Here is a 22,762-nt window from a genome sequence, read left to right on the forward strand (position 1 = left end):
TAGAAACCGTGAGTAATAACCATCTACGCCTTTTCACCAGCGAGTCGGTGACTGAAGGGCATCCCGATAAAATTTGTGACCAGATTTCTGATGCGATTCTTGACGGCATTATCGCGCAGGACTCCACCGCGAATGTTGCTGTCGAAACAATGGTGACAACCGGCCAGGTTCATGTTGCTGGCGAGGTGACAACCTCAAGCTATGTTGAGATTCCATCGATCGTTCGTGAAACTATTTTAGGTATTGGCTACGATTCATCGACCCGCGGTTTCGATGGTGAATTCTGCGGCGTATCGGTATCAATTGGCGAGCAGTCACCCGATATTAACGCTGGCGTATATGAGTCTTTAGAAGCTCGCAGCGGTATCGCAGTTGATGATTATGACCGCCAGGGCGCGGGCGATCAGGGCATTATGTTCGGGTACGCTTCGAACGAGACGAACGTATTGATGCCCGCACCAATTTGGCTGGCGCATCGTCTCTCAGAGCGTCTGACGAATGTTCGTAAAAACGGTACGCTGGTGAACCTGCGCCCGGACGGCAAAACTCAGGTCACTTTGGGGTATGACGCCGATAATAAGCCTGTTTCGGTTGATACCGTAGTGGTTTCCAGCCAGCACACCGCCGATTACGATCTAGCAGATTTGCGTGCTGACATTATTAAACATGTGATTACTCCGGTGCTGGATGCTGCCGATTTTGACAGCTCGAACACGAAGTTTATTGTGAACCCTGCCGGTCGTTTTGTGCAGGGCGGCCCCGTGGGCGATGCCGGTTTGACCGGTCGCAAGATTATTGTTGATACCTATGGCGGTTCGGCTCGTCACGGCGGGGGTGCGTTCTCGGGCAAGGATCCCTCGAAGGTTGATCGTTCTGCAGCATACGCCATGCGTTGGGTTGCCAAGAATATTGTGGGCGCTGGTCTTGCCGACCGTGCCGAGGTTCAGGTCGCTTACGCTATTGGGCAGGCGGCCCCTGTGGGTCTGTACGTCGAGACTTTCGGAACCGAAAAGGTTGATCCCCTCAAGATTGAGAAGGCTGTGCGTGAGGTCTTTGACCTGCGCCCGTTGGCTATTATCAATGACCTTGATTTGCGGCGACCCATCTATAAAAAGACTGCGGCCCACGGTCATTTTGGTCGCAATGAACCCGAGTTCACGTGGGAGCGTTTGGACCGTGTTGAGGCTCTGCGTTCGGCGGTTTCAGCATCCTAATGCGTGGACCTGCGGGTATGCAGCCCAATGACGCGGATGCTCAGAACCCTACCGATACTTCGTCGATGGACGTTTCGGCTTCTGAACCCGCTCAGCAGGAATCCCTGCAACAGCCTGATCTGTTGCAGGGATTTCCTGCTCTTCGCGATGCCCTGATTCCTCCCGAGCCTGAACCTGTTGATGTGCACCGGCAGCTTGCTCAGAGCGGGGTGCCGTATCCGGTGGCGCGGGTTCGGTTGGATAATACCCTGCCGCATCTTGACCGTACCTTTGACTACCAGGTTCCTGCTGAGCTGAGCGAAGAGGCGGTTCCCGGCGCTCGTGTGCGTGTGCGGTTCGGCTCGCAGCGGGTTACGGGTTTTATTGCGGAGCGCGCCGAAACAACCGATGTTGCTAAGGGTCTGCAGCCGCTTTTATCGGTTCTGTCGCGGATTCCTGCGGTTTCTGCCGAGATTTTTGACCTTGCAGAGGCGCTTGCCGATCGGTACGCCTCAACCGTGGCAAATGTTTTGCGGCTTGCGGTGACGCCGCGCGTGGCATCTCTTGATAAACAGTATGCCCAGTTTTTGCCCACGTTTTCCGAGCTCATGGGTCTGCCGCAAGGATCTGATGAAACCGCCGATAGGGCGGAAAATAACGTTTCTGAATCGGTCGCCGAAGATGACTCAGATACCGACCACGAGCCGCAGGAAGAAGCTCCTGAAGAATTACCGACCAGTGGTTCGCCCTCTTTGACCGATGATATTCGCGGTTTCCTCTTGGGCGGTTTCGCGCCCTACCAGCTTCATCCGCCTGCCGTCCAGGTTTCGACGGAAGATTCCCGTGCCTTTAGCGATTATGAGAATGGCGCCGAATTTTTAGAGGATCTGGCGGCTGGGTCTCCTGCGCGTGCGGTCATGAATGTGCTGCCCGCGCATCCTGAGTTTGATTGGGCTGAGCTACTGGCTATTGCCGTGGTGACGGCGGCTGCGAATGGCCGTGGTGCCTTGGCGGTTGCTCCCGATCAGAAGACTCTCGACAGGCTTGAGTCCGCGCTGAAACGTCGGGTGCCAGCGGGTGCTTATGTTCGGTTGAGTTCAAGCGATAAACCGCATAGCCGGTATCACGCCTATTTGAAGGCGCGTTTGGGGCTGGTGCCTATTGTGATTGGCACTCGTGCGGCAGCATACGCGCCTGTTGCCAATTTGGGGCTGGTGGTGTGCTGGGATGACGGCGATTCTTCGCTTGTGGAGCGCCGTTCGCCCTATTGTCACGCGCGCGATGTGCTGTTATTGCGCGCTCAGGCAACGGATGCGGCGGCGCTGTTCGCCGGGTACGCGATGAGCAGTGAGTCGGCACGATTGGTACGCACCCGGTGGGCTTCGCATGTGCGGGCACCTCGGGCGACGGTGCACGAGTTTTCGCCGCGCATTTTTTCGACGGGTAATGACTATCAGTTGGCGCGTGACCCGTTGGCGGCTGTGGCACGTATTCCTCGGTTGGCGTTTGAGCGTGCGCGTGAGGCTCTGCAGCATGGCCCGGTGTTGGTGCAGGTTGCGCGCAGCGGCTATGTTCCGTCGTTTTCGTGCCAGCGGTGCCGCATGCCCGCGCGCTGTAATACGTGCCGGGGGCCGCTCTCGTTAGCGGCGGGTGCTTCGGTGCCGAGCTGTTCATGGTGCGGGCGTTTGGCACAGCAGTGGCGGTGTGCGGAGTGCGGGTATGATCAGTGGCGTTCGGGCACCGTGGGGGCATTGCGTACTGCGGAGGAGCTGGGGCGCGCCTTCCGGGGTGTCCCGGTAATTTCTTCGGCGGGAGACCATGTGCGTGCTTCGGTGGGGGCCGAACCTGCACTGGTGGTGGCGACCCCCGGAGCTGAGCCTGTGGCATTCGGCGGTTATGCGGCGGCATTGCTTCTGGACGCCGATTCTATGCTGCGTTTTGATTCTTTGCGTGCCCCGGAGGCCGCGTTAAGGCGCTGGTTCAATGCTGCGGCGCTCGTGCGTTCTGCGGCTCAGGGTGGGGTTGTAGTGACGACCGCGTCTCCATCCCCGGTGGAGCAGGCGTTGGTCCGGTGGGATCCCACATGGTTTGCGCTGTACGAGCTGGATGAGCGTTCGCAGATCGGTTTGCCCCCGGCAGTACGCACGGCGGCTATTACGGGTACCGAGGATGACGTTCAGGTGTTCCTGACGGAGCTGAACCTGCCGGAAGACGTTCGGGTAACCGGGCCTGTGCCGCTGGATGAAAATTTCTTTGCGCACCAATCTGTGCATGCCGGAGTCGAGGGTGGGGGAGAGGGCGATATATCTGAGCCTTCACCCTCAGGGACCGAGGATGCGATTCCCGGGGACTGGCGCGCTATTCTCTTCTTCTCCTACGCTCAAGCACCGCAGGTCACCCACGAGTTACGCTCCGTGCGTGCGGCGCTCTCGGCGCTCAAGCGTGTCGGAGCGGTGCAGGTTCGATGCGATGGGCTGGATGTTGTCTAATCACTAAGCTTTATACAAGATAGCATTTACTTTACTCTAAAAGTTATAGAAATATTTCATGTACATATGAGTGTTTTCTTGATTTTAAATGAAATTTCGATAGTCTACCTATGTAATTGTAATTTATTCTCTGACTACGGTGTTGGAGAGTATAGATAGAGGAACTCACAATCAATCCTAATGGAGGAAAATATGCGGATTAAAACCGTTGAAATTAAAAATTTTCGACTTCTCAAAGATGTATCTATAGACTTTAATAATTTAACCAGCTTTATAGGACCAAATGGTTCAGGAAAATCTTCTATACTGTATGCTTTGGATTGGTTTTTTAATGCAAATGCTAGCAACCTATCTATCGAAGATTGCAATGAACCAGATAAAGAAATAAAAATTAAAGTAACGTTTAATAATATTACAGAGTACGATAGAGATGTATTAGAGGGATATGCAAAACCCGCATCAGATGAATTATCTGTATGGAAAATTTTCAACCCTTTAGATAATAATAATCCAGAAAAATTCTCTGCTAACCTATACGTACATAAACCTTTCTACGAAATTCTTTATGATGAAGACGGAGATTTAAAAAGTAAGTCTGAGATAAAGGATAGCTATAACAGATTTGTGGATGAAAATCCGAGGTACAACCTTTCAAAGGTTACATCTGGCAGTAAGGCAGAAGAAAATATTAAGAATTATGATATAAGTGGTTTAGATATTGAGGAGATACTGTCACCAGAGGCAACTAGCTTCTTTGGATATCGTAAAGAAAAAGTTCTCTCAAAGATCTTTGACTATGTTTTTATTAGCGCTGATATGCGAGCATCGGAAGAGTCGCTTGAATCATCTCAAAAAACGGTTCTAGGAAGAATTATAGACAAAATAATTGAATATAAGAAAAGGAAAGAATTATCAGAAAAAGTAGATGATATTATTAGTGAAGCGCAGGAAAAAATAAAAAAATCTATTGGTGAGGAAGATTTCATTGAAGTTTCTAGCGGAATAAGTAAAATCCTTCAAGAATTCTGTGGAGAGAAATCTGTTAAACTCCAAGTAGCGGAAATTGAATTTAGAAAGCCTAAGACTCCTTTTGAAGTTTTTATCGCGGAGTCGGAATCGCTTCTTACTAATGTTGATCGTCAAGGACATGGGGTACAGCGTTCCTTATTATTGGCTTTGCTTCGGTACCTGGCAGAGTCTTCTAACTCAAATCAGGAAAGAACAATTTTTATTGCTGTCGAAGAACCTGAGCTTTATCAGCATCCGCAACAAGAGCTGGTTTTTGAACATGTATTACGCAATTTATCTGAAAAACCAGACATGCAAGTTGCATATGTTACACACAGCCCTACTTTTGTAAATCCAAGAAAGTTTGAGGATATTAGGCGAGTTATAAGATGTCCCGAAGAAAATGCATCCATTATAATTTCCTCCACAAAGGATAATATTATATCATTAGTATCAAAACAAATTGATGCTAATGTGGAAAAGTATCAAAAGTCTGAAATAAATAATGATGCTTATAATACAATTATTCCTGCTATAGAAAAAGGGTTAGCAAAAGCCTTTTTCGCCGATCGAGTTATTATTGTTGAAGGCAGCACAGAAGTTGCATTAATTAGTGGTTATTTTTCTGCAAATGGAACATGCAATTCTCCCGAGTATAAAGGTGTTCAAGTTGTTGAATCTCATGGGAAAACACAGATCCCTATTCGCCACGCAATATTAACTAGTCTGGGAATTAAAGTATTTACTATATTTGATAATGACATTAAAAGGAAATATAACCTCGAAAATTCTATCGATAAATTAAATTTAGGTTTAAAACTAGATGATACTTCACTTGATGATATTAAGGATAAGATGCAAGAGAATGGTTCTCTCTCAGATAAGCAGAAAGAGCGCATAAAGAAAGATATAGATAATTATATTAATACAGCAAATAATAATAAAAAATTGTTAAATTATTTTGGGTACGGAAATATTGTTGACTATCCTAACAGTGGACTTTATTATAATCATAACTTTGCCATTCTTGATGATAATTTGGAAGAAACTATTAAAAAATATTGGCCAAAGCTATACGATTCACTACCCCGTAAAAATAATAATATAACGAAAAACTCAGTTGAATATTATGAGAGTGTCTATAATAACTGTAACGTAGGGGAAGGTCCTGATAAAGGGACGTGTATAGATGATATCCTTAAGCATATTTTAAATTTTTAATACGGTTATTTGTTCACATACCTTTCACAACCCTCACCAGCTTCAACGCCGAGTCCCGCCAGGAATAGTGCGAAGCGTCCTGCAAGCCTTCGAGGATCACACGGTCACGTACCGTTTCGTCTTCGAGAGAGCGGACTGCCTCAACCCAGGCGGGCGCATCCGCCTGTGGATCCTCGGTGACAGGAGCGAAAACGGCGTGCGGGGCGATCTCTCGGAAAATATCGATATCGCTAATCACGGCGGGGCAGCCTGCAGCCTGCGCCTCTACCACGGGCAGGCCGTACCCCTCAGCCCGAGAGGCCGTCACCAATGCATGGGCGAACTCCAGCAGCTCCGCATACTCGTCATCGGAAACCCCGTTGTGCACCACCACGTTCGAGCCTGCTGCCAGGGGGGAGAGCAGCCCCTGCTCCTCAAGCTCAGCGCGGCGCGTATCCGGCATCTTCGACAATAAATGCAGTGTATACCCCGGCAGCTCACGCATGGCATACAGCAGAGTCTCCACATTCTTATACGGCATGAACGAACCCATATACACCAGGTGCCTGCTCACGCCCTCAGCCCGCGATTTCGCACGGCACAGAGCCTCATCCTCACTCACCACAGACCCCGGCTGCGGGGCATTCGGCACCACGTGCAGCGGCTTCTCCGTCAATCGGTGCTCACGAATCAGCCGCGCCGTAGACTCCGAAACCGTCACCACGGCATCTGCCCGGTTCAGCAGCATGCGCTGCGGCGTATAGCTCTTATGGAACAGCCGCCACCCAGCACGCACCGGTGCAGGCAAAAACCCCGGAGGGGTTGGGTGCGCATAATAAATCAGATCGTGCAAAGTCAGCACCAGCTTGAACTTACGCCCCACCGAACCGATCGTCTGCATAGGTGAAAACACCACATCAGGCTTGTACTTGTTGAGCTGAAGAGCCGCAGTCGGCTCTAAGGGGCCGGTCGGCGAACAAATCTTCACATGCGGCAAATCCGGGAGCATCTGCAGCTGGCGTTCATCACTAATCACCATCACCAACTGCAGATCGGCGACCTCGGGAGCACTGGAATCCATCAAATCCTTCAACGCGCCCAAAAGCGAAGCGGTATACCGGCTAATGCCGTCGTGAAAGCCAATACGTGTATAACGGGCGTCAACCATAAGTTTCATAGGATTCTCCTCGGGATTACACCGTAAAATCTTCGTGCGTGAACTCTGCAATCAAACCTGCCGCCACTGTAGGCGTCTCATAATGAATCAAATGCCCAACCTCAGGAATCATCTCAAAACGTTCACCAGGGGAGTGCGGGCGCTCCTCAAGCGTGGCAAACATGGCGCGCGCTGTCTGCGGGGTACCCAAATCATCGTCTTCAGCCACAAGCATTTGCACGGGAACCTGAATCTGCGGGGCAAATTCGGCGGCGGTTGCCGAAATCGAAACCTCGTAAGCCTGCAAAACACCCTTACGCGAGCCGAAAGACCCAAAATATGCGGCGTGCTGGTTATTGATAAAGCGGCGCATGGCGGGTTCGCGAGTGCGCATCATTAGTTCGCTCGTTACGCGAGTAATCAGCTGCGAACGCAGCAGCGAGTACCCCAACCGTTCGGGAAGTGCCGCACCCACGCGATAGTAAAACGATGCCGCCCGCGAGGCAATCTTCTGTGACCCTTCAAGTGCGGGCTCGCTAATGGGGTTAATGAGCGTTAGGCGGTCAAGTCCATGCGGATATTCGGTGGCATAAGCGGCGGTTACGATAGATCCAAACGAGTGTCCTACCACGTGAATATCAGAGCCATCAGGGCATGCAGGGTTTATCTGCCCAATAAGCGCGTGCAACCATGCGGTATAGCCCTGTAAAGAAACAGTCATGGGCAGGTCTTCTGAACGCCCGAAACCTGGCAGGTCGGGGCTGATAATACTAGCTTCGGGTAAGAGTTTCAGAAGCCTGTTCGCAATAATCTCAAGCCCGTGATGATCGCCGCGGAACCCGTGAATCAGCAGGATTTTCGGAGAGCTTTCGACAGGAAAAACGCCGGTGTTCATGCCCGCACCGTACTGCCAATACCGTGTAGTTGCCCCAAACAGCTCTATTTCAAATCTGGTGCCCGGGATGAGTGCCCCTGGCACACCTTCAAGAACGGTACTAGGTGATGTCACGGCGGGTGCCTTTCGTGTGTTGCGGGCTCGGTCACTGTAAATCCCTGCGGGAGATTCACGGAGGGCGTGCATAAACCGGCTTACGCACGCAATGAGTTCTCTCAGTGTACGTGGAATTTCTGTGTAGGTGCTGGAGATTTAGATGAAAAGTCAAACAATATTCAGAGTTTTTCATCGTATACGGCTGAAAATGGTTTATACGCGCAGGGTTACTCTGGGGGAAACGAAGGCGAGGCTGGCGGGGCGGTGGGGCATCCACGATATGAAACGGGAACTCGTGAGTTTATGAATACATCAAGAAACCTTTGTGGGTACACGCTAGAATAGGTTGGTTAGCGAAAATCAAACGTCAAAGGAATCGTAGTGTCTGCTGAGGTAGAGACCGAACGCACTGAGAATGCGTATGACTTCCGTGCACAGGAAGCGAAATGGCGCCCCTACTGGGAAGAAACGGGTGTCTTCAAGCCAACCGGCAACGCCGCGAAAGGTCGCCGCTATGTGCTAGACATGTTTCCGTACCCCTCAGGTGACCTGCATATGGGCCACGCAGAAGCGTTTGCTATTGGAGACATGAATGCCCGCTACTACAAGCAGTGCGGCTACGATGTTCTGCACCCCATCGGCTGGGATTCCTTCGGTTTGCCCGCAGAAAACGCTGCTATCAAGAACGGTACCCACCCAAAAGAGTGGACCTACAAGAATATTGACACGCAGGCAGAATCTTTCAAACGTTACGCTATCGCCGTGGATTGGGATCGACGTCTGCACACCTCAGACCCCGAATACTATAAGTGGACCCAGTGGCTTTTCGAGCAGTTCTATAAGCAGGGCCTGGCCTACCGCAAAGACTCAATGGTGAACTGGTGCCCCAAAGATCAGACCGTGCTCGCGAACGAACAGGTGGTTAATGGCGCTTGCGAACGATGCGGCACCACGGTTACTAAGAAGTCGCTGAATCAGTGGTACTTCAAGATTACTGACTACGCCCAGCAGCTTCTTGACGATATGGAGCAGCTTGAGGGCAAATGGCCCGAACGTGTTCTGCTGATGCAGCGGAACTGGATTGGGCGTTCCGAAGGTGCTGAGGTTCGCTTCGAGATTGAGGCTACCGAGGCGCAGCCTGCCGAATCCTTCACAGTCTTCACCACCCGCCCAGATACCCTCTACGGTTCAACCTTTATTGTTGTTGCCGCTGACTCGACCTTTGCCGAGCAGATTGTGGCACCCGATCAGGCACAGGCGCTAGAGGACTACCGCGAGCAGATTAAGGCCCTCAGCGATATTGACCGCCAGTCTTCCGAGCGTGAAAAGACCGGTATGTTTACTGGGCGTTACGCAATCAACCCGCTGAACGGCGCAAAGTTGCCGGTGTGGGCTTCAGATTATGTGCTTGCCGATTATGGTACCGGCGCTATTATGGCGGTGCCCGCGCACGATCAGCGTGACCTTGACTTCGCCAAGAAATTCGACCTGCCGATCGTGACGGTGCTCGATGTTGAGGGCGAGGAAGACCCTGCCGAGTCGGGTATCGCCACTGCGGGCGATGGGGTACTCATTAACTCCGGTGAGCTAACCGGACTTCCTAAGGCAGAGGCTATTGCGAAGGCTACCGAGCTGGTTGAGGCTGCCGGCACCGGCGAAGGTAAGGTTATTTACCGCCTGCGCGACTGGTTGCTCTCGCGCCAGCGTTTCTGGGGCACGCCTATTCCCGTGATTCACTGTGAGGACTGCGGCGAGGTACTGGTTCCTGAAGAACAGCTGCCGGTTCTGCTCCCAGATAATCTGCGCGGTGAACAGTTAGCTCCCAAGGGACAATCGCCCCTTGCTGCCGCCGATGACTGGGCCATAGTTCCCTGCCCGCAATGCGGTAAGAGCGCTCGCCGCGATTCCGACACTATGGATACCTTCGTGGATTCTTCCTGGTACTTCCTGCGCTATGTTTCACCCCGTTATGCCGAAGGCCCCTTCGACCCGCAGGCGATCAGGGAATGGGGCGCGGTCGATATGTACGTGGGCGGTGTGGAACATGCGATTCTGCACCTGCTGTATGCGCGTTTCTTCACGAAAGTTATTCGTGATTTGGGACTGATTGAGCACGGCGAGCCGTTCAAAGCTCTCATGAATCAGGGGCAGGTTCTCAACGGCGGTAAGGCTATGTCGAAGTCGCTCGGCAACGGCGTAAACCTGGGTGAGCAACTTGATACGTTCGGTGTGGATGCGGTGCGCACCACCATGATCTTCGCTTCGCCGCCCGAAGATGATGTGGACTGGGCGGACGTTTCACCCGCCGGTTCGCAGAAGTTCTTGGCGCGCGCATGGCGTGTTGCTCAGGACGTTACCTCCGAACCTGGCGTGGATGCGGCATCCGGCGATGCGAACCTGCACAAGCTGGTGGCGCGTACCGTACACGATGTGAAGCAGCTTCTTGACTCGGGTAAGTTCAACGTGGTGGTCGCCAAGACTATGGAGCTGGTGAACGCTACCCGTAAGGCTGTCGATTCGGGCTCTGGGGGAGCGGACCCTGCGGTGCGTGAAGCCGCCGAAACTATTGCGATCTTGTTGTCACTCTACGCGCCGTACACCGCCGAAGACATGTGGCACGCGCTGGGACACGATAACCCGGTGCTGACCGCAGGTTTCCCGCAGGTAGATGAATCCCTGCTCGTGGATGATACCGTCACCGCAATCGTGCAGATCAAGGGCAAAGTGAAGGCGCGCCTTGAGGTATCAAAGGATATTTCTGAAGCTGAGCTTGAAAAACAAGCCCTGGAGGATGAGACTATCGCGAAGCTGGTGGAAGGCTCCGAAATCCGTAGGGTGATTGTGCGAGCCCCCAAACTGGTGAATATCGTCATCTAGCGTTTTCAGAACATCGATGCGGTGCCGTCGGAAGAAAACTTTTCGGGTTTTTCTTCCGGCGGCGCCATTCTTTTTAGCTATGATGAGAAAGTCGGGTATAGCAAATCGCCATATTTTTAAGATTCAGGAGGGTGCCTTATGGGACGCATCGCTGTCGTGACAGACTCAGCCGCTGCCATTACCCCTGAAATTCTTAAGGAGCGGCAAGAACGCGGTGGTTTTGCAGTGGTACCCATGCCGGTATCCGTTCAAGAGACGCCCTCACGTGCAGGAATCAGGGGCACCCGACCCGAGACGAATACCCGCGATTTAACCGGTCTTAGCCCTGAGGAAATTGACGAAGCCATTTTGATGGCGCATGTCCTCGGAAATACGATCCATACCTCCGGTCCTGCCCCTGGTGTCTTTGCCGATACCTACGATACTCTTGTTGATGAAGGGTACGAGCATATTCTGTCGATACATCTCTCGGGAGAACTCTCTGGAACCGTTGAGTCAGCGCGAGTGGGTGCGCAGCTTTCTAAAGCGCGAGTGACCGTACTTGATTCCCGCACCGTCGCCGGAGCCTATGGGCACGCGGCGCTGCATGCCCATGATGTAGCCGATATTTGCGATAGTCCTGAGGAGCTTGCCGAGGTAGTTACCGGTATATGCGCCGAGACCGACATTTATTTCTACATTCCTACTCTCGATGCGCTTCGTCGCGGAGGCCGTGTCTCGCCCGCGTTGGCGATGGTCGGGCAGATGTTCCAGATCAAGCCTATCGGCACGGTCGCGGATGGAAAACTGACCTATGTTGAGCGCCCCCGTACCGCAACGCGCGCGAAAGAACGCCTCACGCAGATTATTCGTGACGTTTGTACCAAGCACCAATCGGTAAAAAAGCATCCTGCAGCTGCGGCTGCGCAGCACGACGTACGACCAACCGGTCACGTGGTAGCGCTTCACCATATGGGTAATCTTGCGGAAGCTAAAGTCTTGCAAGATTCGTTGGGTGCCTTCGCTTCGGATGCGGTTCTTAGCTCTCTCCCGCCCGTATTAGCGGCACATTCCGGACTGGGTGCACTTGCCGCTGTCATCTATTAGCCATGCGATGTGAGAATGTCATATTTCTTTGTGTAGCCGCTAAAATTACCCGATTCACCCGCAAAAATTGGCGCAATCCCTGTGGATAGCCGGTTTTTGTGTCCCGCTCGGATAGTTATCCACAGAATATAGGAACCGCCCGGCGGGGGCATAAGCACGCGGCTAGGCTTGCACTATGACCCGCGATAACGCCCACCAAGCATTTCACCCACTAAGCTCTTCTATGCAGACGCTACCCGAAAGAGCTGAGACGTCGGTACCAGCACAGGAAGCTCAGACAGAGAAGCAAAGCCCCTATGGGATCTGGGATGACGAGCCCACAGAACGCCTTATGCCGCATGATGATTTTGCGGAAGGGTCTGCTTCTTCTGCCTCGGTGGGGAAGAGCCCTCGAAGACTCTACTCAGATTCTTACGAACAAACCGTGTATGAGCAGCATGAGTCGGCATCTGAACAGCTTTTAAGACGAGCTAGACAACGCGCCACTCATAGCACCGAACCAGACGATTTGGCGGAAAGCTACTACGAGGGCACACAGCAGCAGATCTCCGCGGTAAAACCTGCGCACAACCCTGCCAATGAACAGCGCGGCGAGCGCACTACTCACGTTATTGCACAGCGTGAGAATATGCCCGAAGAGCTCATTCAGGATGAATGGGACGAATGGGAAACACCAGCGAAAACCCGTGCTTTTCGGTGGAAGGTTCCGCCCTATGCCGTCTTCGTTTTAGCCTTGGGCGTTCTAGGAATTATTCTCTGGGGGTTGCTAGGATTTACACCCACTCCGCAAGCAAACGAAGAGTCTACCAGTAGCGCCCAGGTGGCGGCGCCAGGGGCTAGCTCATCCGTAATTCCGAGCGCCACCCCTTCGGATTCATCTGCGCAGAATAAGGTTCCGAATAAGAATGGCACTATTCGAGTGCATATAGCTGGAGCAGTCAAAACTCCTGGCGTGCAAACGCTCCCTGCTGATGCCCGCGCCATTGATGCCCTTGAAGCCGCAGGAGGCGCAACCCCGGATGCCGACCTCAACCGGGTGAACCTCGCGGGCAGCCTTAGCGACGGCACACAGCTTTACATCCCCAAGACAGGGGAGACCGCTGCACCGGCACTTGCCGCACCAGCCGGAGGAAACAGTGCTTCACCCAACGGTTCTCCGGGAACCGCGCAAAATCCTGCGGCACCGAAATCTTCTGCGGGCACTGGGCAGCAGGGCGCACCGGGTTCTCCTATCAACCTGAATACTGCGACTGCTGAGCAGCTGCAGACTTTGCCGCGCATTGGTCCTTCTCTAGCCGCCCGCATTATTTCTTGGCGTGATGCTCACGGAGGTTTCAAAAGTGTTGATGAGCTGGATGCAGTACCTGGCATCGGTCCCTCTCTCATGAGTTCGTTGCGCCCGCTCGTCACAGTCTAAATCCGTTAGCGTCAAACATATAGGTAATGAGCCGCATCATGAGTTTTCTGCACATCCCGCCTAAGCTCAAACCATATCTCACCCGAAATTTCGCCCGTACCGAGTGGATGCGCTATCGCCGCGACCATAACCGCGAATGGTTTCGCGCTGTTAGTGCCATTATTCACCTTGATATACGGCTTATAGTCTCGGCGGTCGTACTCTGGATTTTCACGCTGGCCGCCATGTATCACGGCACTTTTCAGCCCTATAAATACTGCGTTTTAGTGGCTATTAGTCTGCTCGGAATAATCACCATAACGCTTAATACCCTCTATGGACGCAAAATCGCCCATATTCTTTGTCCTATCCTCGGGCAGTTCATGTTCATTATGCTCTTGGTGACTCTGCAAGCTGTCCTGCTCATGCTGACCGGAACGGACTCCAGCCGCACGACCCTAAGAGATGCCGAAGGAGCCTCGTTACGTATAACCGGAGTCATCAGGGAAATACGCCCTCTTGACTCGCATACGAATATGATCATTCTCAGCACCGAAACGGCTCAATACCGTAATCTTCGAGCACCAATTCATGAAGATATTCGTATTTACAACAACACACGAAAACAGCAGCTTAACCCCGGAACCCGGGTTAACGCGCTCGGAACCCTTGAAAATAAAGGCACCACCGCATTCCTCAAAGGTGCAAGCATATTCCCTCAACCGAACCAAAATCTTGAGCACACGCGCGCCCTAAACACTAGGATGCGCGATTACGCCCGCCGACACCTCGATGCCGAAACCACGGCATTACTTCTAGGTACCGCCTATGGCGATGACTCCGCAATGCCCAACACCAGTAAGGAAAACTATAAGCTTAGCGGGCTCAGTCACCTTACCGCAGTCTCTGGAGCAAATATTGCCATCATTTTCATGGCTGGCTACCGTTTTGGAATTCTCGTGCGCGTTCCACGCCGCCTCATGATCGGAATGGGTATTACCGCCGTCGTTCTCTACTCCACGATTCTCACCTTTGAGGGATCCGTAATCCGCTCTATTCTCATGGGGTCACTAGGAGCTTTGGCGATGCTCCGCGGCACCGGGAGAAATACTCTTAGCGCGCTCGCCACCACTATCGTGTTCTGCCTCGTCGCTGCGCCGAAACTCGCCGGTGACCTCGGCTTCGTGCTCTCCACCGTGGCTACGGCATCGCTGATAGCGCTCGGACCCTCACTCACGCGCCTCTTGATGCGCGTCCTACCGCACACCCTCGCCGAACTTATAGCAGCTTCCGCCAGCGCCTCGCTCTGGTGTACCCCTGTGATTTTAGGTATCAGCGGCAAAATACCGCTCTATACCATTCCCGCAAATATGCTTGCCGCTCCACTAACCGCGATCACCATGTTTGCTGGTCTTGCCGCGTTCCTGAGCTACAGCATCAACTTCACGGCCATCACGGATATTGCTCTTATTCTCGGTAGAATACCGGCACAGGGCATCGAATACATAGCGAAATATTTTGCACAAGCACCCGCAAATCCACTCGATGTAGATGTTACTCTGGCATCTGTAGCTTTTGCTGGAGTTACTGTCTTTGCAGGTAGCCTGCTGATATGGCTCTGGGATTACCGTATTTACAAGCGCGAACTTCACCTCGATTATGTACGTATGCCCGGTACTCGGCATGTAACTAGTACGCACCGTCAATAACCAACGCACCAAATCGGTCAAAGACACTTCGGTATGATAGAAACGGCAACACACCGAACGAGCAATGAGGTACCGTGACTCCCAGGGGAAGCTCATCACGCGGCAACTACCGCGGCCAACGCGCTAATAAAGCGCTTGATAACGCATGGCGCACCGTAGATCCCGCACCGGTCATCATGCTCCACGGTTCCGAAGAGTATTTCGCCTCACGAGCACGTGAACGTCTGCGCACCGCTTTTTATAGCACCTATCCAAATGCAGACCTAGTCACCATCAACGCTTCAACCTACACTGCGGGGGAACTCACCCTCCTCGCGAGCCCGTCGCTCTTTGGGACTGCCAAAATAATAGATGCTGACAACGTCGCCACCATGAGTGAAGATTTCCTTAACGATGTTCTCAGCTACATTGCTGCCCCAGAATCCGACATTATGCTCATCATGCAGCATTCCGGCGGTAACCGCGGCAAAAAACTCATTGATGCCATACGTAAAAACCACGTTCTTATTCCCTGTAAACCGCTCAAAGCCGAGCGCGAAAAAACGGAATTTGTCACCAGTGAATTCCGAGCGGCTAAACGCACTATCGATCCCGGCGCCCTACGCCTACTCGTAGCCGCCACCAATGACACCGCTGAACTCGCTTCCGCCTGTGCTCAACTTCAAGCAGATGTTGCGGGAAATATTACCGAAGAGATCGTGAACCGTTACTATGGCGGGCGAACCGAAGTTACCGCTTTTCGGGTGGGAGACGCCGCTGTTACGGGAAACGCAGCAGAAGCGCTTAGGCTTTTGCGACATGCTTTAGCAACGGGAACAGAACCTATCCCTCTGTTGGGGGCACTTGCCATGCGTATTCGCAATATTGCCCGCCTGCATCATGTGCGTGCCAGTGCCCAGGAACTTGCCCGTGAGGTAGGTATGGCTCCATGGCAGGTTGAACAGGCACAACGTGATGGAAGGCGTTTCACCGGTGAACAGATCGCCCGTATCGTGCAGCTACTTGCTGATGCCGACGCACAGCTCAAGGGGGAGGGCCTAGACCCGGTATATGCGGTTGAACGTGCGGTACTTGCCATTGCGTTGCCTCATAACCGCTCATAAATGCATTTTTATTTTGCTCATATATGAGCTAGGGAAAGATTTGCGTCATAAGGCATAATGGACTCCATGCTACAAACACTGAAAAAAGCATTCTTCGCCGTTTTGCCTTCGCTTCGGAAAGCAGCAGAAGATGCTCTGCGCGATAATGCACAACAGTCGCAAGCACAGACCAACCACGATTCTGAACAACCTCAGACGTCAAATGCGCCGAAACCAGGCCCCGGTGCTTCTAAGTCTGCGGCCTCTCAACAGCAGAGTTCGCAGGGACAGGGCTCAGACTATCCAGGAGACTATCGCGGGTCTATTGACTTTGAGTATTCTCCCGCATTGGACGGCGATCCAGATCCTGGTGAGATCGTGTGGACTTGGGTTCCTTACGAAGAAGACCATACTCAGGGGAAAGACCGCCCGGTCATACTTGTAGGGCGTGACGGGGAATACCTGCTTGCCTTCATGATGACCAGCAAAGACCACAACAACCGCGATCATGCAGATTCTAATTATCTAGATATTGGTTCAGGCTCTTGGGATTCCCAGGGTCGGGCCTCCGAGGTCAAACTCAATCGCGTCTTACGGGTGCGTCCTGAGAACATGCGCCGTGAAGGGGCAATTATGCCTCAAGAGACTTTCCGCCTTATCGAACAAGCCTACAACCGCCGTTAGTCCGAGATTGTACCTATCTCAAAAGCGCGAAAATTATATATCATCCTTGAAATAAAAGGTATTCTTACAGGCACTTATCTGCTATGATTTGTGGTTGAGTGTCTGGTGGTCATCAGGCACTGCTGACCGGTTGCCATAGGCATCCCCACGCCGCTCAGTCGATGATCGGTCAGCATAGCCCTCACCGACCAATAAGACAAACAGAAAGTTTAATCGTGGCTAATATCAAGTCCCAGAAAAAGCGCATCCTCACCAACGAGAAGGCTCGTCTGCGTAACAACGCTATTAAATCTGAGCTGAAGACCGCAACCCGCCGGGTTAAGGAAGCTGTTGAGGCACAGAACAAGGAAGCTGCCGAAGAGGCACTGCGTTTTGTGAGCCGCAAGCTGGATAAGGCTGTTTCTAAGGGTGTTCTGCACAAGAAGAACGCTGCTAACAAGAAGTCCGGTCTAGCGCATCTGGTTAACAAACTTTCCTAATGTCAGCCTCTGTACGAGGCGCATTGCGAAGTGATAAGGTTTCCCCGTCGGTTCTCTCCCGGCGGGGAATTCTTTGTGCTCGCCAGCCGTGCCGGTTCGCGCTTCCAGCGTGCATTATGGGAAAATAAAAGATAATTGTGCCAGCTGCCTGATGAACCTCCATGAAAGGAATATGCGAGTGGCTCCTCTGTCGAAAAATCCGCCAATACCGGCGGCTACCGACCCCGCGATTATTCGCAACTTCTGCATTATTGCACATATTGATCATGGAAAATCCACGCTCGCTGATCGTATGCTTCAGGCAACTGGCGTTGTCGCGCCGCGCGATATGAAGGCACAATACCTTGACCGCATGGATATTGAGCGTGAACGAGGCATCACCATTAAATCCCAGGCAGTACGTATGCCATGGGAGATCGACGGTACTTCCTATGCGCTCAACATGATCGACACTCCGGGACACGTTGACTTCACCTATGAAGTCTCTCGCTCACTTGCCGCATGCGAAGGTGCTCTGCTTCTTGTTGATGCGGCACAGGGGATTGAAGCCCAAACTCTCGCCAATCTCTACTTGGCAATGGAGAACGATCTTACGATTATTCCTGTCTTGAATAAGATCGACTTGCCCGCCGCTATGCCCGATAAATATGCTGAAGAGCTGGCGAACCTCATTGGCTGCGAACCTGACGAGGTTCTGCGGGTTTCAGGCAAAACTGGTGAGGGTGTAGAAGCTCTGCTGGACCGTATCGTCGAAGGCATACCCGCGCCTGTGGGGCAGGCGGACACGCCGGCCCGCGCCATGATTTTTGACTCGGTTTATGATTCCTATCGTGGAGTGGTCACCTATGTGCGTGTCGTAGACGGAAAACTTGAACCGCGCCAGAAAATCAAGATGATGTCTACCGGCGCAGAACACGATCTGCTTGAGATTGGGGTAATTTCACCCGACCCCATTCCCTCCAAAGGGCTGAGCGTGGGTGAAGTGGGTTATTTGATCACTGGTGTGAAGGATGTTCGGCAGTCCCGCGTAGGCGATACCGTAACCTCTGCTGTAAAGCCTGCCGCAGAATCCCTAGGCGGCTATGAAGACCCGAAACCTATGGTGTTCTCTGGGCTATTTCCTATTGATGGTTCAGATTATCCGGCGTTGCGAGATGCCCTAGACAAGCTCAAGCTCAACGATGCTGCGCTTGTCTACGAACCCGAAACTTCTGCAGCACTTGGGTTCGGTTTCCGGTGTGGCTTCTTAGGCCTGCTGCACCTTGAAATCGTGCGCGAACGCTTGGAACGCGAGTTCAATCTCGACCTTATTTCGACCGCCCCCAACGTTATCTACGATGTTGTGGACGAATCGGGTAATGCAAAGCGCGTGACTAATCCAAGCGAGTTCCCCGAGGGTAAAGTCGCAACCATTCGTGAACCGATGGTGGCATGTACGATTATTGCCCCCAGCGACTATATTGGGGCGATCATGGAGTTGTGCCAGTCGCGCCGCGGGCAAATGGGCGGCATGGACTACCTATCTGAGGATCGCGTTGAGATGCGGTACCGCCTGCCGCTGGCCGAGATTGTCTTTGATTTCTTCGATCAGCTCAAGTCCCGTACTCGTGGATATGCATCCTTGGACTGGAAGTTCGATGGTGAGGAAGAGGCGGACCTGGTGAAGGTCGATATCCTGCTTCAGGGTGAGAAAGTGGATGCTTTCTCGGCTATTACCCATCGCGACAAGGCCTATTCGTACGGTTTGATGATGACGAGTAAGCTTCGTGAGCTAATACCTCGTCAGCAATTTGAGGTTCCTATTCAGGCTGCTATTGGTTCTCGCATCATTGCCCGCGAAAATATCCGCGCTATGCGCAAGGACGTGCTATCAAAATGCTACGGTGGCGATATTTCGCGTAAGCGCAAGCTGCTGGAAAAGCAGAAGGAAGGCAAGAAGCGCATGAAGATGGTCGGCCGCGTCGAGGTACCGCAAGAGGCATTCATCGCCGCCCTATCTTCGGGCGAAGAGAAAGAGAAGAAAGACAAAAAGAAGTAAATATTTACCGTCTTTCTTGCGGGTAGAGACCTGACTCCAAGAAAAGAGCGTCTCTACCCGTCATTTTTACGCACACGCACTCGGCTAGATTCCCATGAAGGAGGCATTGTATGGCACCCGCGCAACCGGCTGGCGCGCCCGCGCCGCGTGATGGACGCATCCCAGCCTCGTGTGCGCACGGGTGCCAAAACCGTGATTTTAGCCTCTACGTACATATTCCGTTCTGCTCGGTGCGATGTGGGTATTGTGATTTCAATACTTATGCCACCGAAGATTTTGGTGACGGGATAGGGCTGGGTACGTATGCGGACGATGCTATAGCTGAGATTTTCTTTGCCGCTCGCGCTCTTGAAGCATCCGGGGTGGTAAAGCGGCCGTTGCATACGGTATTCTTCGGCGGGGGTACGCCCACGAAACTCCCTGCGTATGATTTGGTGCGCATCCTGAGAACTGCAATTGATATTTTCGGTATCGAAGATGGTGCTGAGGTCACCACCGAGGCTAATCCTGACTCTGTCACCTATGAGGATCTGCAGACGTTAAAAGACGGCGGATTTACGCGTGTTTCTTTTGGTATGCAATCTGTTGTGCCCGAGGTTTTGAAAGTTCTTGACCGTACCCATACACCCGAAAATGTTCCTAAAGTTGTGGCGTGGGCGCGAGATATTGGTCTTCAAGTATCGATAGATTTAATTTATGGCTCTCCGTCAGAAACGCTGGAGCAGTGGGAGCAAAGTGTGCAAGCGGCGATTTCTTATCAGCCAGACCACATTTCTGCATATTCTTTGATTGTTGAAGACGGTACTAAACTTGCTGCACAAATTCGGCGCGGTGAATATACAATGCCTGATGATGACCTCATGGCAGATATGTATTTGCGTGCAGAAGATCTTCTCATGCAAGCCGGATATCGGTGGTATGAGGTCTCGAATTATTCTCGGTCTGAGCATACTCGAAGTGACCATAATATGGCGTATTGGCGTAATCAAGACTGGTGGGGAATAGGACCGGGAGCACATTCACATATAAACGGTACCCGGTGGTGGAATATTAAACATCCCGTTCCCTATGCGCATCGCGTTCGAGCTGGGCAGTCGCCGGCCGCAGCGCGAGAGATTTTAGACTCAGATTCTCGTTCTTTTGAGACGATTATGCTGTTGATTCGAGTACGTGAGGGGCTGCCTATGCACGAGCTTCTAGCCGTGCATCCTGCCGCTGACCTGGGGTCTTCTTTACGATGGTTGCTCTCGCAAGGTCTCATTGAATCCGATATTTTTACGGATACCGGTATGCCCAATCCTGATGCTTCGGTAAAACTCACGCTGCAGGGGCGACTTTTAGGTGATGCTGTTACTCGAGAATTACTTCCAGATATAAAATAAATGTCTCGTAAAATATGCGAGAATACTTACCCCAAAAATATAATTGCCTTAACTTTCAGGATAAAATAATTGAATTACTAGACATTAGGTTGAAACTAAGGTAGAGTTTATATCGGCAGGACGGTATATGTTACAGCGTGTTGTCGTCTTTGCTGAAGTTGAGTGAATACGGTTGAAGGTCCCTTGTGTATCAGGGGCCTTCAATCGTTAACAGGTGTTTTATGTGGTATGTAATATGCGCGTAAAAATAAAGGGCCACATATTCCATATCGAAATAGTGACCCGGGGTGCCTTATACGGTGTATAAGGCTGTTTATACGCGGCGCTCGGCTGCCTGTTGTTGCTGTTGCCCTTCCATTTCTTCTCGGTGCTGCTTCTTCTTTTCTTTGAAGTCTTCAGCAGGCTTGAGGAAAAGGTCAAGGATACGCAGGTTGAGCTTGTACCTATGAGGTTCTCCTTGAGCGGCGTAGATGCCCGCAATTACGGAACTGATCGCCATATAAAGCCACAGAATAGCAGTAAAGAACATCATGAGGCTTGCCATGCCGGGCACAAAGCTCAAAATGAGAAGAACAAGAATTATGATTGAAGGCAGAAGCGTAAAGTTCATGGCTTCACGTGACTCTTGCTCAGTGAAGGGGGCGCGGTCACGATACAAATAGTAGATAGCAGCGGCAGGCAAAAACCCAATGATGCCGCTAAAGTGAGCAAAAGTCGCCATGCTCCGGTCCTGCGACACAGGCAAAGGTGTAATGTTTCGTTTATGCCCCTCCGGGCGAGTATCTTGAACCACAGAAATCCTGATTATTACTCGTCTATTTTGCTCTGCCGTACACATGCCTCAGTTGGTGCACCTGTACAACCTAAAATCCTTATTTATTGTAACGTGTTTTGCCGAACGCCTCGCCAGAGGCGCGGCATAGACAACCTGAGCTACTCACATTACCTTATTCAGTCAGAAAATCAATGAGCGACTCAACAGGTCCTAGCAGCGTAGGATCAAGATCGGAATAAGAGTCAACTCGGGAAAGAATACGTTTCCAGGCGTTTGCCACGTCTTCCTGGTTTTGATGTGGCTGTCCCAACCGACGTAGAATTCCTTTCTTCCAGTCCTCACCTCGAGGCACCTGCGGCCATGCCGGAATTCCGAAAACCTGCGGCTTGACGGCCTGCCAAATATCAATGAAAGGGTGCCCCACAATCTTAATATTTCCAGCAGCGCCGGGAACAGCTAAAGCCTCCGCCACAACACGTTCTTCCTTGGTGCCTTTCAGAAGATGATCCACAAGAATTCCAAGTCGTCGCTCTGGACCGGGGGAGAACTCTTTAACGGCAGTTGCTAAATCATCAACACCATGAAGGGGCTCGACCACAATACCTTCAACCCGCAGATCATGGCCCCACACTTTCTCGACGAGTTCCGCATCATGAAGCCCCTCAACCCAGATTCTGGATGCGCGCGCTACCCGTGCTGGAACGTTTTCAACTGCTACCGAACCAGAACGAGAAATTTTGCGCCCTGAGGTCTTTCGTGGTGTTGGGGCAACAATCTCAACCGGTTCGCCCTCAAGAAAGTACCCGATTCCTAAAGGAAAATTTTTGACCCGTCCGTGAGCGTCTTCAAGCCCGAAAAATATTTCTCCACCGATACGTTCGGCACGCACTACTTCGCCAACCCACCCGTTAAGATCCTCAAGGACCATCCCGCGTTTTAGTTCGACCCGACGAGGAGGCGCAGGCCTGTTATTCATTGAGGCACGCGATAGATCTTGTGCACCCCAAGCGTATCGTTCACTCATATCTTGCATCCTTCGTACAACGGCACCACGGATATTGCCTGGTTTCCGCAGGTTAGCTTTTGGCAGAACCCATCCAATTCTAAAGTATTGATAACTCGCTTCTGGCGAAAGACTAGTACCGCTAGGGGTTACCCGGCTATGATAAAAGTAGTTTTTAGCACTCTCTCAACAAGAGTGCCAGATTATGCTTTTC

General features: G+C 52.0%; 16 protein-coding genes. 12 read left to right on the forward strand and 4 right to left on the reverse strand.

The genetic code is table 11. From position 1 onward, the window contains the following. Positions 1 to 8: 8 nt before the first annotated feature. From metK to HMPREF2554_RS06465, 3 genes are all read left to right on the forward strand, one after another. Positions 9 to 1,214, forward strand: a complete 1,206-nt coding sequence (gene metK / locus HMPREF2554_RS06455) for a methionine adenosyltransferase (protein ID WP_013399109.1) — start codon at positions 9 to 11, stop codon at positions 1,212 to 1,214. Positions 1,215 to 1,231: 17 nt separating this feature from the next. Next, entirely contained in the window at positions 1,232 to 3,682 is a 2,451-nt protein-coding gene (locus tag HMPREF2554_RS06460; protein WP_115333645.1) for a primosomal protein N', read from the forward strand. A gap of 192 nt (positions 3,683 to 3,874) precedes the next feature. After that, entirely contained in the window at positions 3,875 to 5,911 is a 2,037-nt protein-coding gene (locus HMPREF2554_RS06465; protein ID WP_168160874.1) for an AAA family ATPase, read from the forward strand. Between the two features lie 13 nt (positions 5,912 to 5,924). Here HMPREF2554_RS06465 and HMPREF2554_RS06470 read toward each other — a convergent pair whose 3' ends face one another. Beyond that, positions 5,925 to 7,067: a glycosyltransferase family 4 protein gene (locus HMPREF2554_RS06470; RefSeq protein WP_013399106.1), complete on the reverse strand. Its 1,143-nt coding sequence runs from the start codon at positions 7,065 to 7,067 to the stop codon at positions 5,925 to 5,927. A 16-nt stretch (positions 7,068 to 7,083) separates the two neighbouring features. Then, positions 7,084 to 8,055, reverse strand: coding sequence for an alpha/beta fold hydrolase (locus HMPREF2554_RS06475; protein WP_041322111.1), 972 nt, complete (start codon positions 8,053 to 8,055; stop codon positions 7,084 to 7,086). Positions 8,056 to 8,418: 363 nt separating this feature from the next. On the opposite strand from HMPREF2554_RS06475, the gene leuS reads away from it, so the two are divergent. The 9 genes from leuS to hemW all read left to right on the forward strand — a co-directional run bounded on the left by leuS (position 8,419) and on the right by hemW (position 20,770). Then, positions 8,419 to 10,914 (forward strand): leucine--tRNA ligase, encoded by a 2,496-nt coding sequence (gene leuS / locus HMPREF2554_RS06480; protein ID WP_070554439.1) that lies wholly within the window; start codon positions 8,419 to 8,421, stop codon positions 10,912 to 10,914. A gap of 138 nt (positions 10,915 to 11,052) precedes the next feature. Then, the gene (locus tag HMPREF2554_RS06485) at positions 11,053 to 12,000 is read left to right on the forward strand and encodes a DegV family protein (protein ID WP_013399102.1); all 948 of its coding nucleotides are present in this window, start codon (positions 11,053 to 11,055) and stop codon (positions 11,998 to 12,000) included. Positions 12,001 to 12,175: 175 nt separating this feature from the next. After that, positions 12,176 to 13,417 carry a ComEA family DNA-binding protein gene (locus HMPREF2554_RS06490; protein ID WP_049775448.1) on the forward strand — a complete coding sequence of 414 codons (1,242 nt, stop codon included), beginning with the start codon at positions 12,176 to 12,178 and terminating at the stop codon, positions 13,415 to 13,417. Between the two features lie 38 nt (positions 13,418 to 13,455). Continuing rightward, a complete protein-coding gene (locus HMPREF2554_RS06495) occupies positions 13,456 to 15,105 on the forward strand; it encodes a ComEC/Rec2 family competence protein (protein WP_244864721.1) in 1,650 nt (549 codons plus the stop codon). Positions 15,106 to 15,179: 74 nt separating this feature from the next. Next, on the forward strand, positions 15,180 to 16,208 hold the full coding sequence (holA, locus tag HMPREF2554_RS06500) for a DNA polymerase III subunit delta (protein ID WP_013399099.1): 1,029 nt from the start codon (positions 15,180 to 15,182) through the stop codon (positions 16,206 to 16,208). Positions 16,209 to 16,274: 66 nt separating this feature from the next. Continuing rightward, positions 16,275 to 16,871 carry a type II toxin-antitoxin system PemK/MazF family toxin gene (locus HMPREF2554_RS06505; RefSeq protein WP_041322105.1) on the forward strand — a complete coding sequence of 199 codons (597 nt, stop codon included), beginning with the start codon at positions 16,275 to 16,277 and terminating at the stop codon, positions 16,869 to 16,871. A gap of 215 nt (positions 16,872 to 17,086) precedes the next feature. Continuing rightward, a complete protein-coding gene (gene rpsT / locus HMPREF2554_RS06510; protein WP_004004703.1) occupies positions 17,087 to 17,350 on the forward strand; it encodes a 30S ribosomal protein S20 in 264 nt (87 codons plus the stop codon). Positions 17,351 to 17,528: 178 nt separating this feature from the next. Further along, complete coding sequence (gene lepA, locus HMPREF2554_RS06515; protein ID WP_041321792.1) at positions 17,529 to 19,388, forward strand: translation elongation factor 4; 1,860 nt, start codon at positions 17,529 to 17,531, stop codon at positions 19,386 to 19,388. A 110-nt stretch (positions 19,389 to 19,498) separates the two neighbouring features. After that, positions 19,499 to 20,770: a radical SAM family heme chaperone HemW gene (gene hemW, locus HMPREF2554_RS06520; RefSeq protein ID WP_013399096.1), complete on the forward strand. Its 1,272-nt coding sequence runs from the start codon at positions 19,499 to 19,501 to the stop codon at positions 20,768 to 20,770. Positions 20,771 to 21,083: 313 nt separating this feature from the next. Here the strand turns inward: hemW and HMPREF2554_RS06525 are convergent, their stop codons facing one another. Both HMPREF2554_RS06525 and HMPREF2554_RS06530 read right to left on the reverse strand, forming a co-directional pair. Next, positions 21,084 to 21,491: a DUF4870 domain-containing protein gene (locus HMPREF2554_RS06525; protein WP_115333646.1), complete on the reverse strand. Its 408-nt coding sequence runs from the start codon at positions 21,489 to 21,491 to the stop codon at positions 21,084 to 21,086. 226 nt (positions 21,492 to 21,717) lie between these two features. Continuing rightward, positions 21,718 to 22,569, reverse strand: coding sequence for a DUF3097 family protein (locus HMPREF2554_RS06530; RefSeq protein WP_013399094.1), 852 nt, complete (start codon positions 22,567 to 22,569; stop codon positions 21,718 to 21,720). Positions 22,570 to 22,762: the final 193 nt, after the last annotated feature.

Origin of the sequence: Rothia sp. HMSC071F11, assembly GCF_001809115.1 — a bacterium.
GTDB lineage: Bacteria > Actinomycetota > Actinomycetes > Actinomycetales > Micrococcaceae > Rothia > Rothia dentocariosa.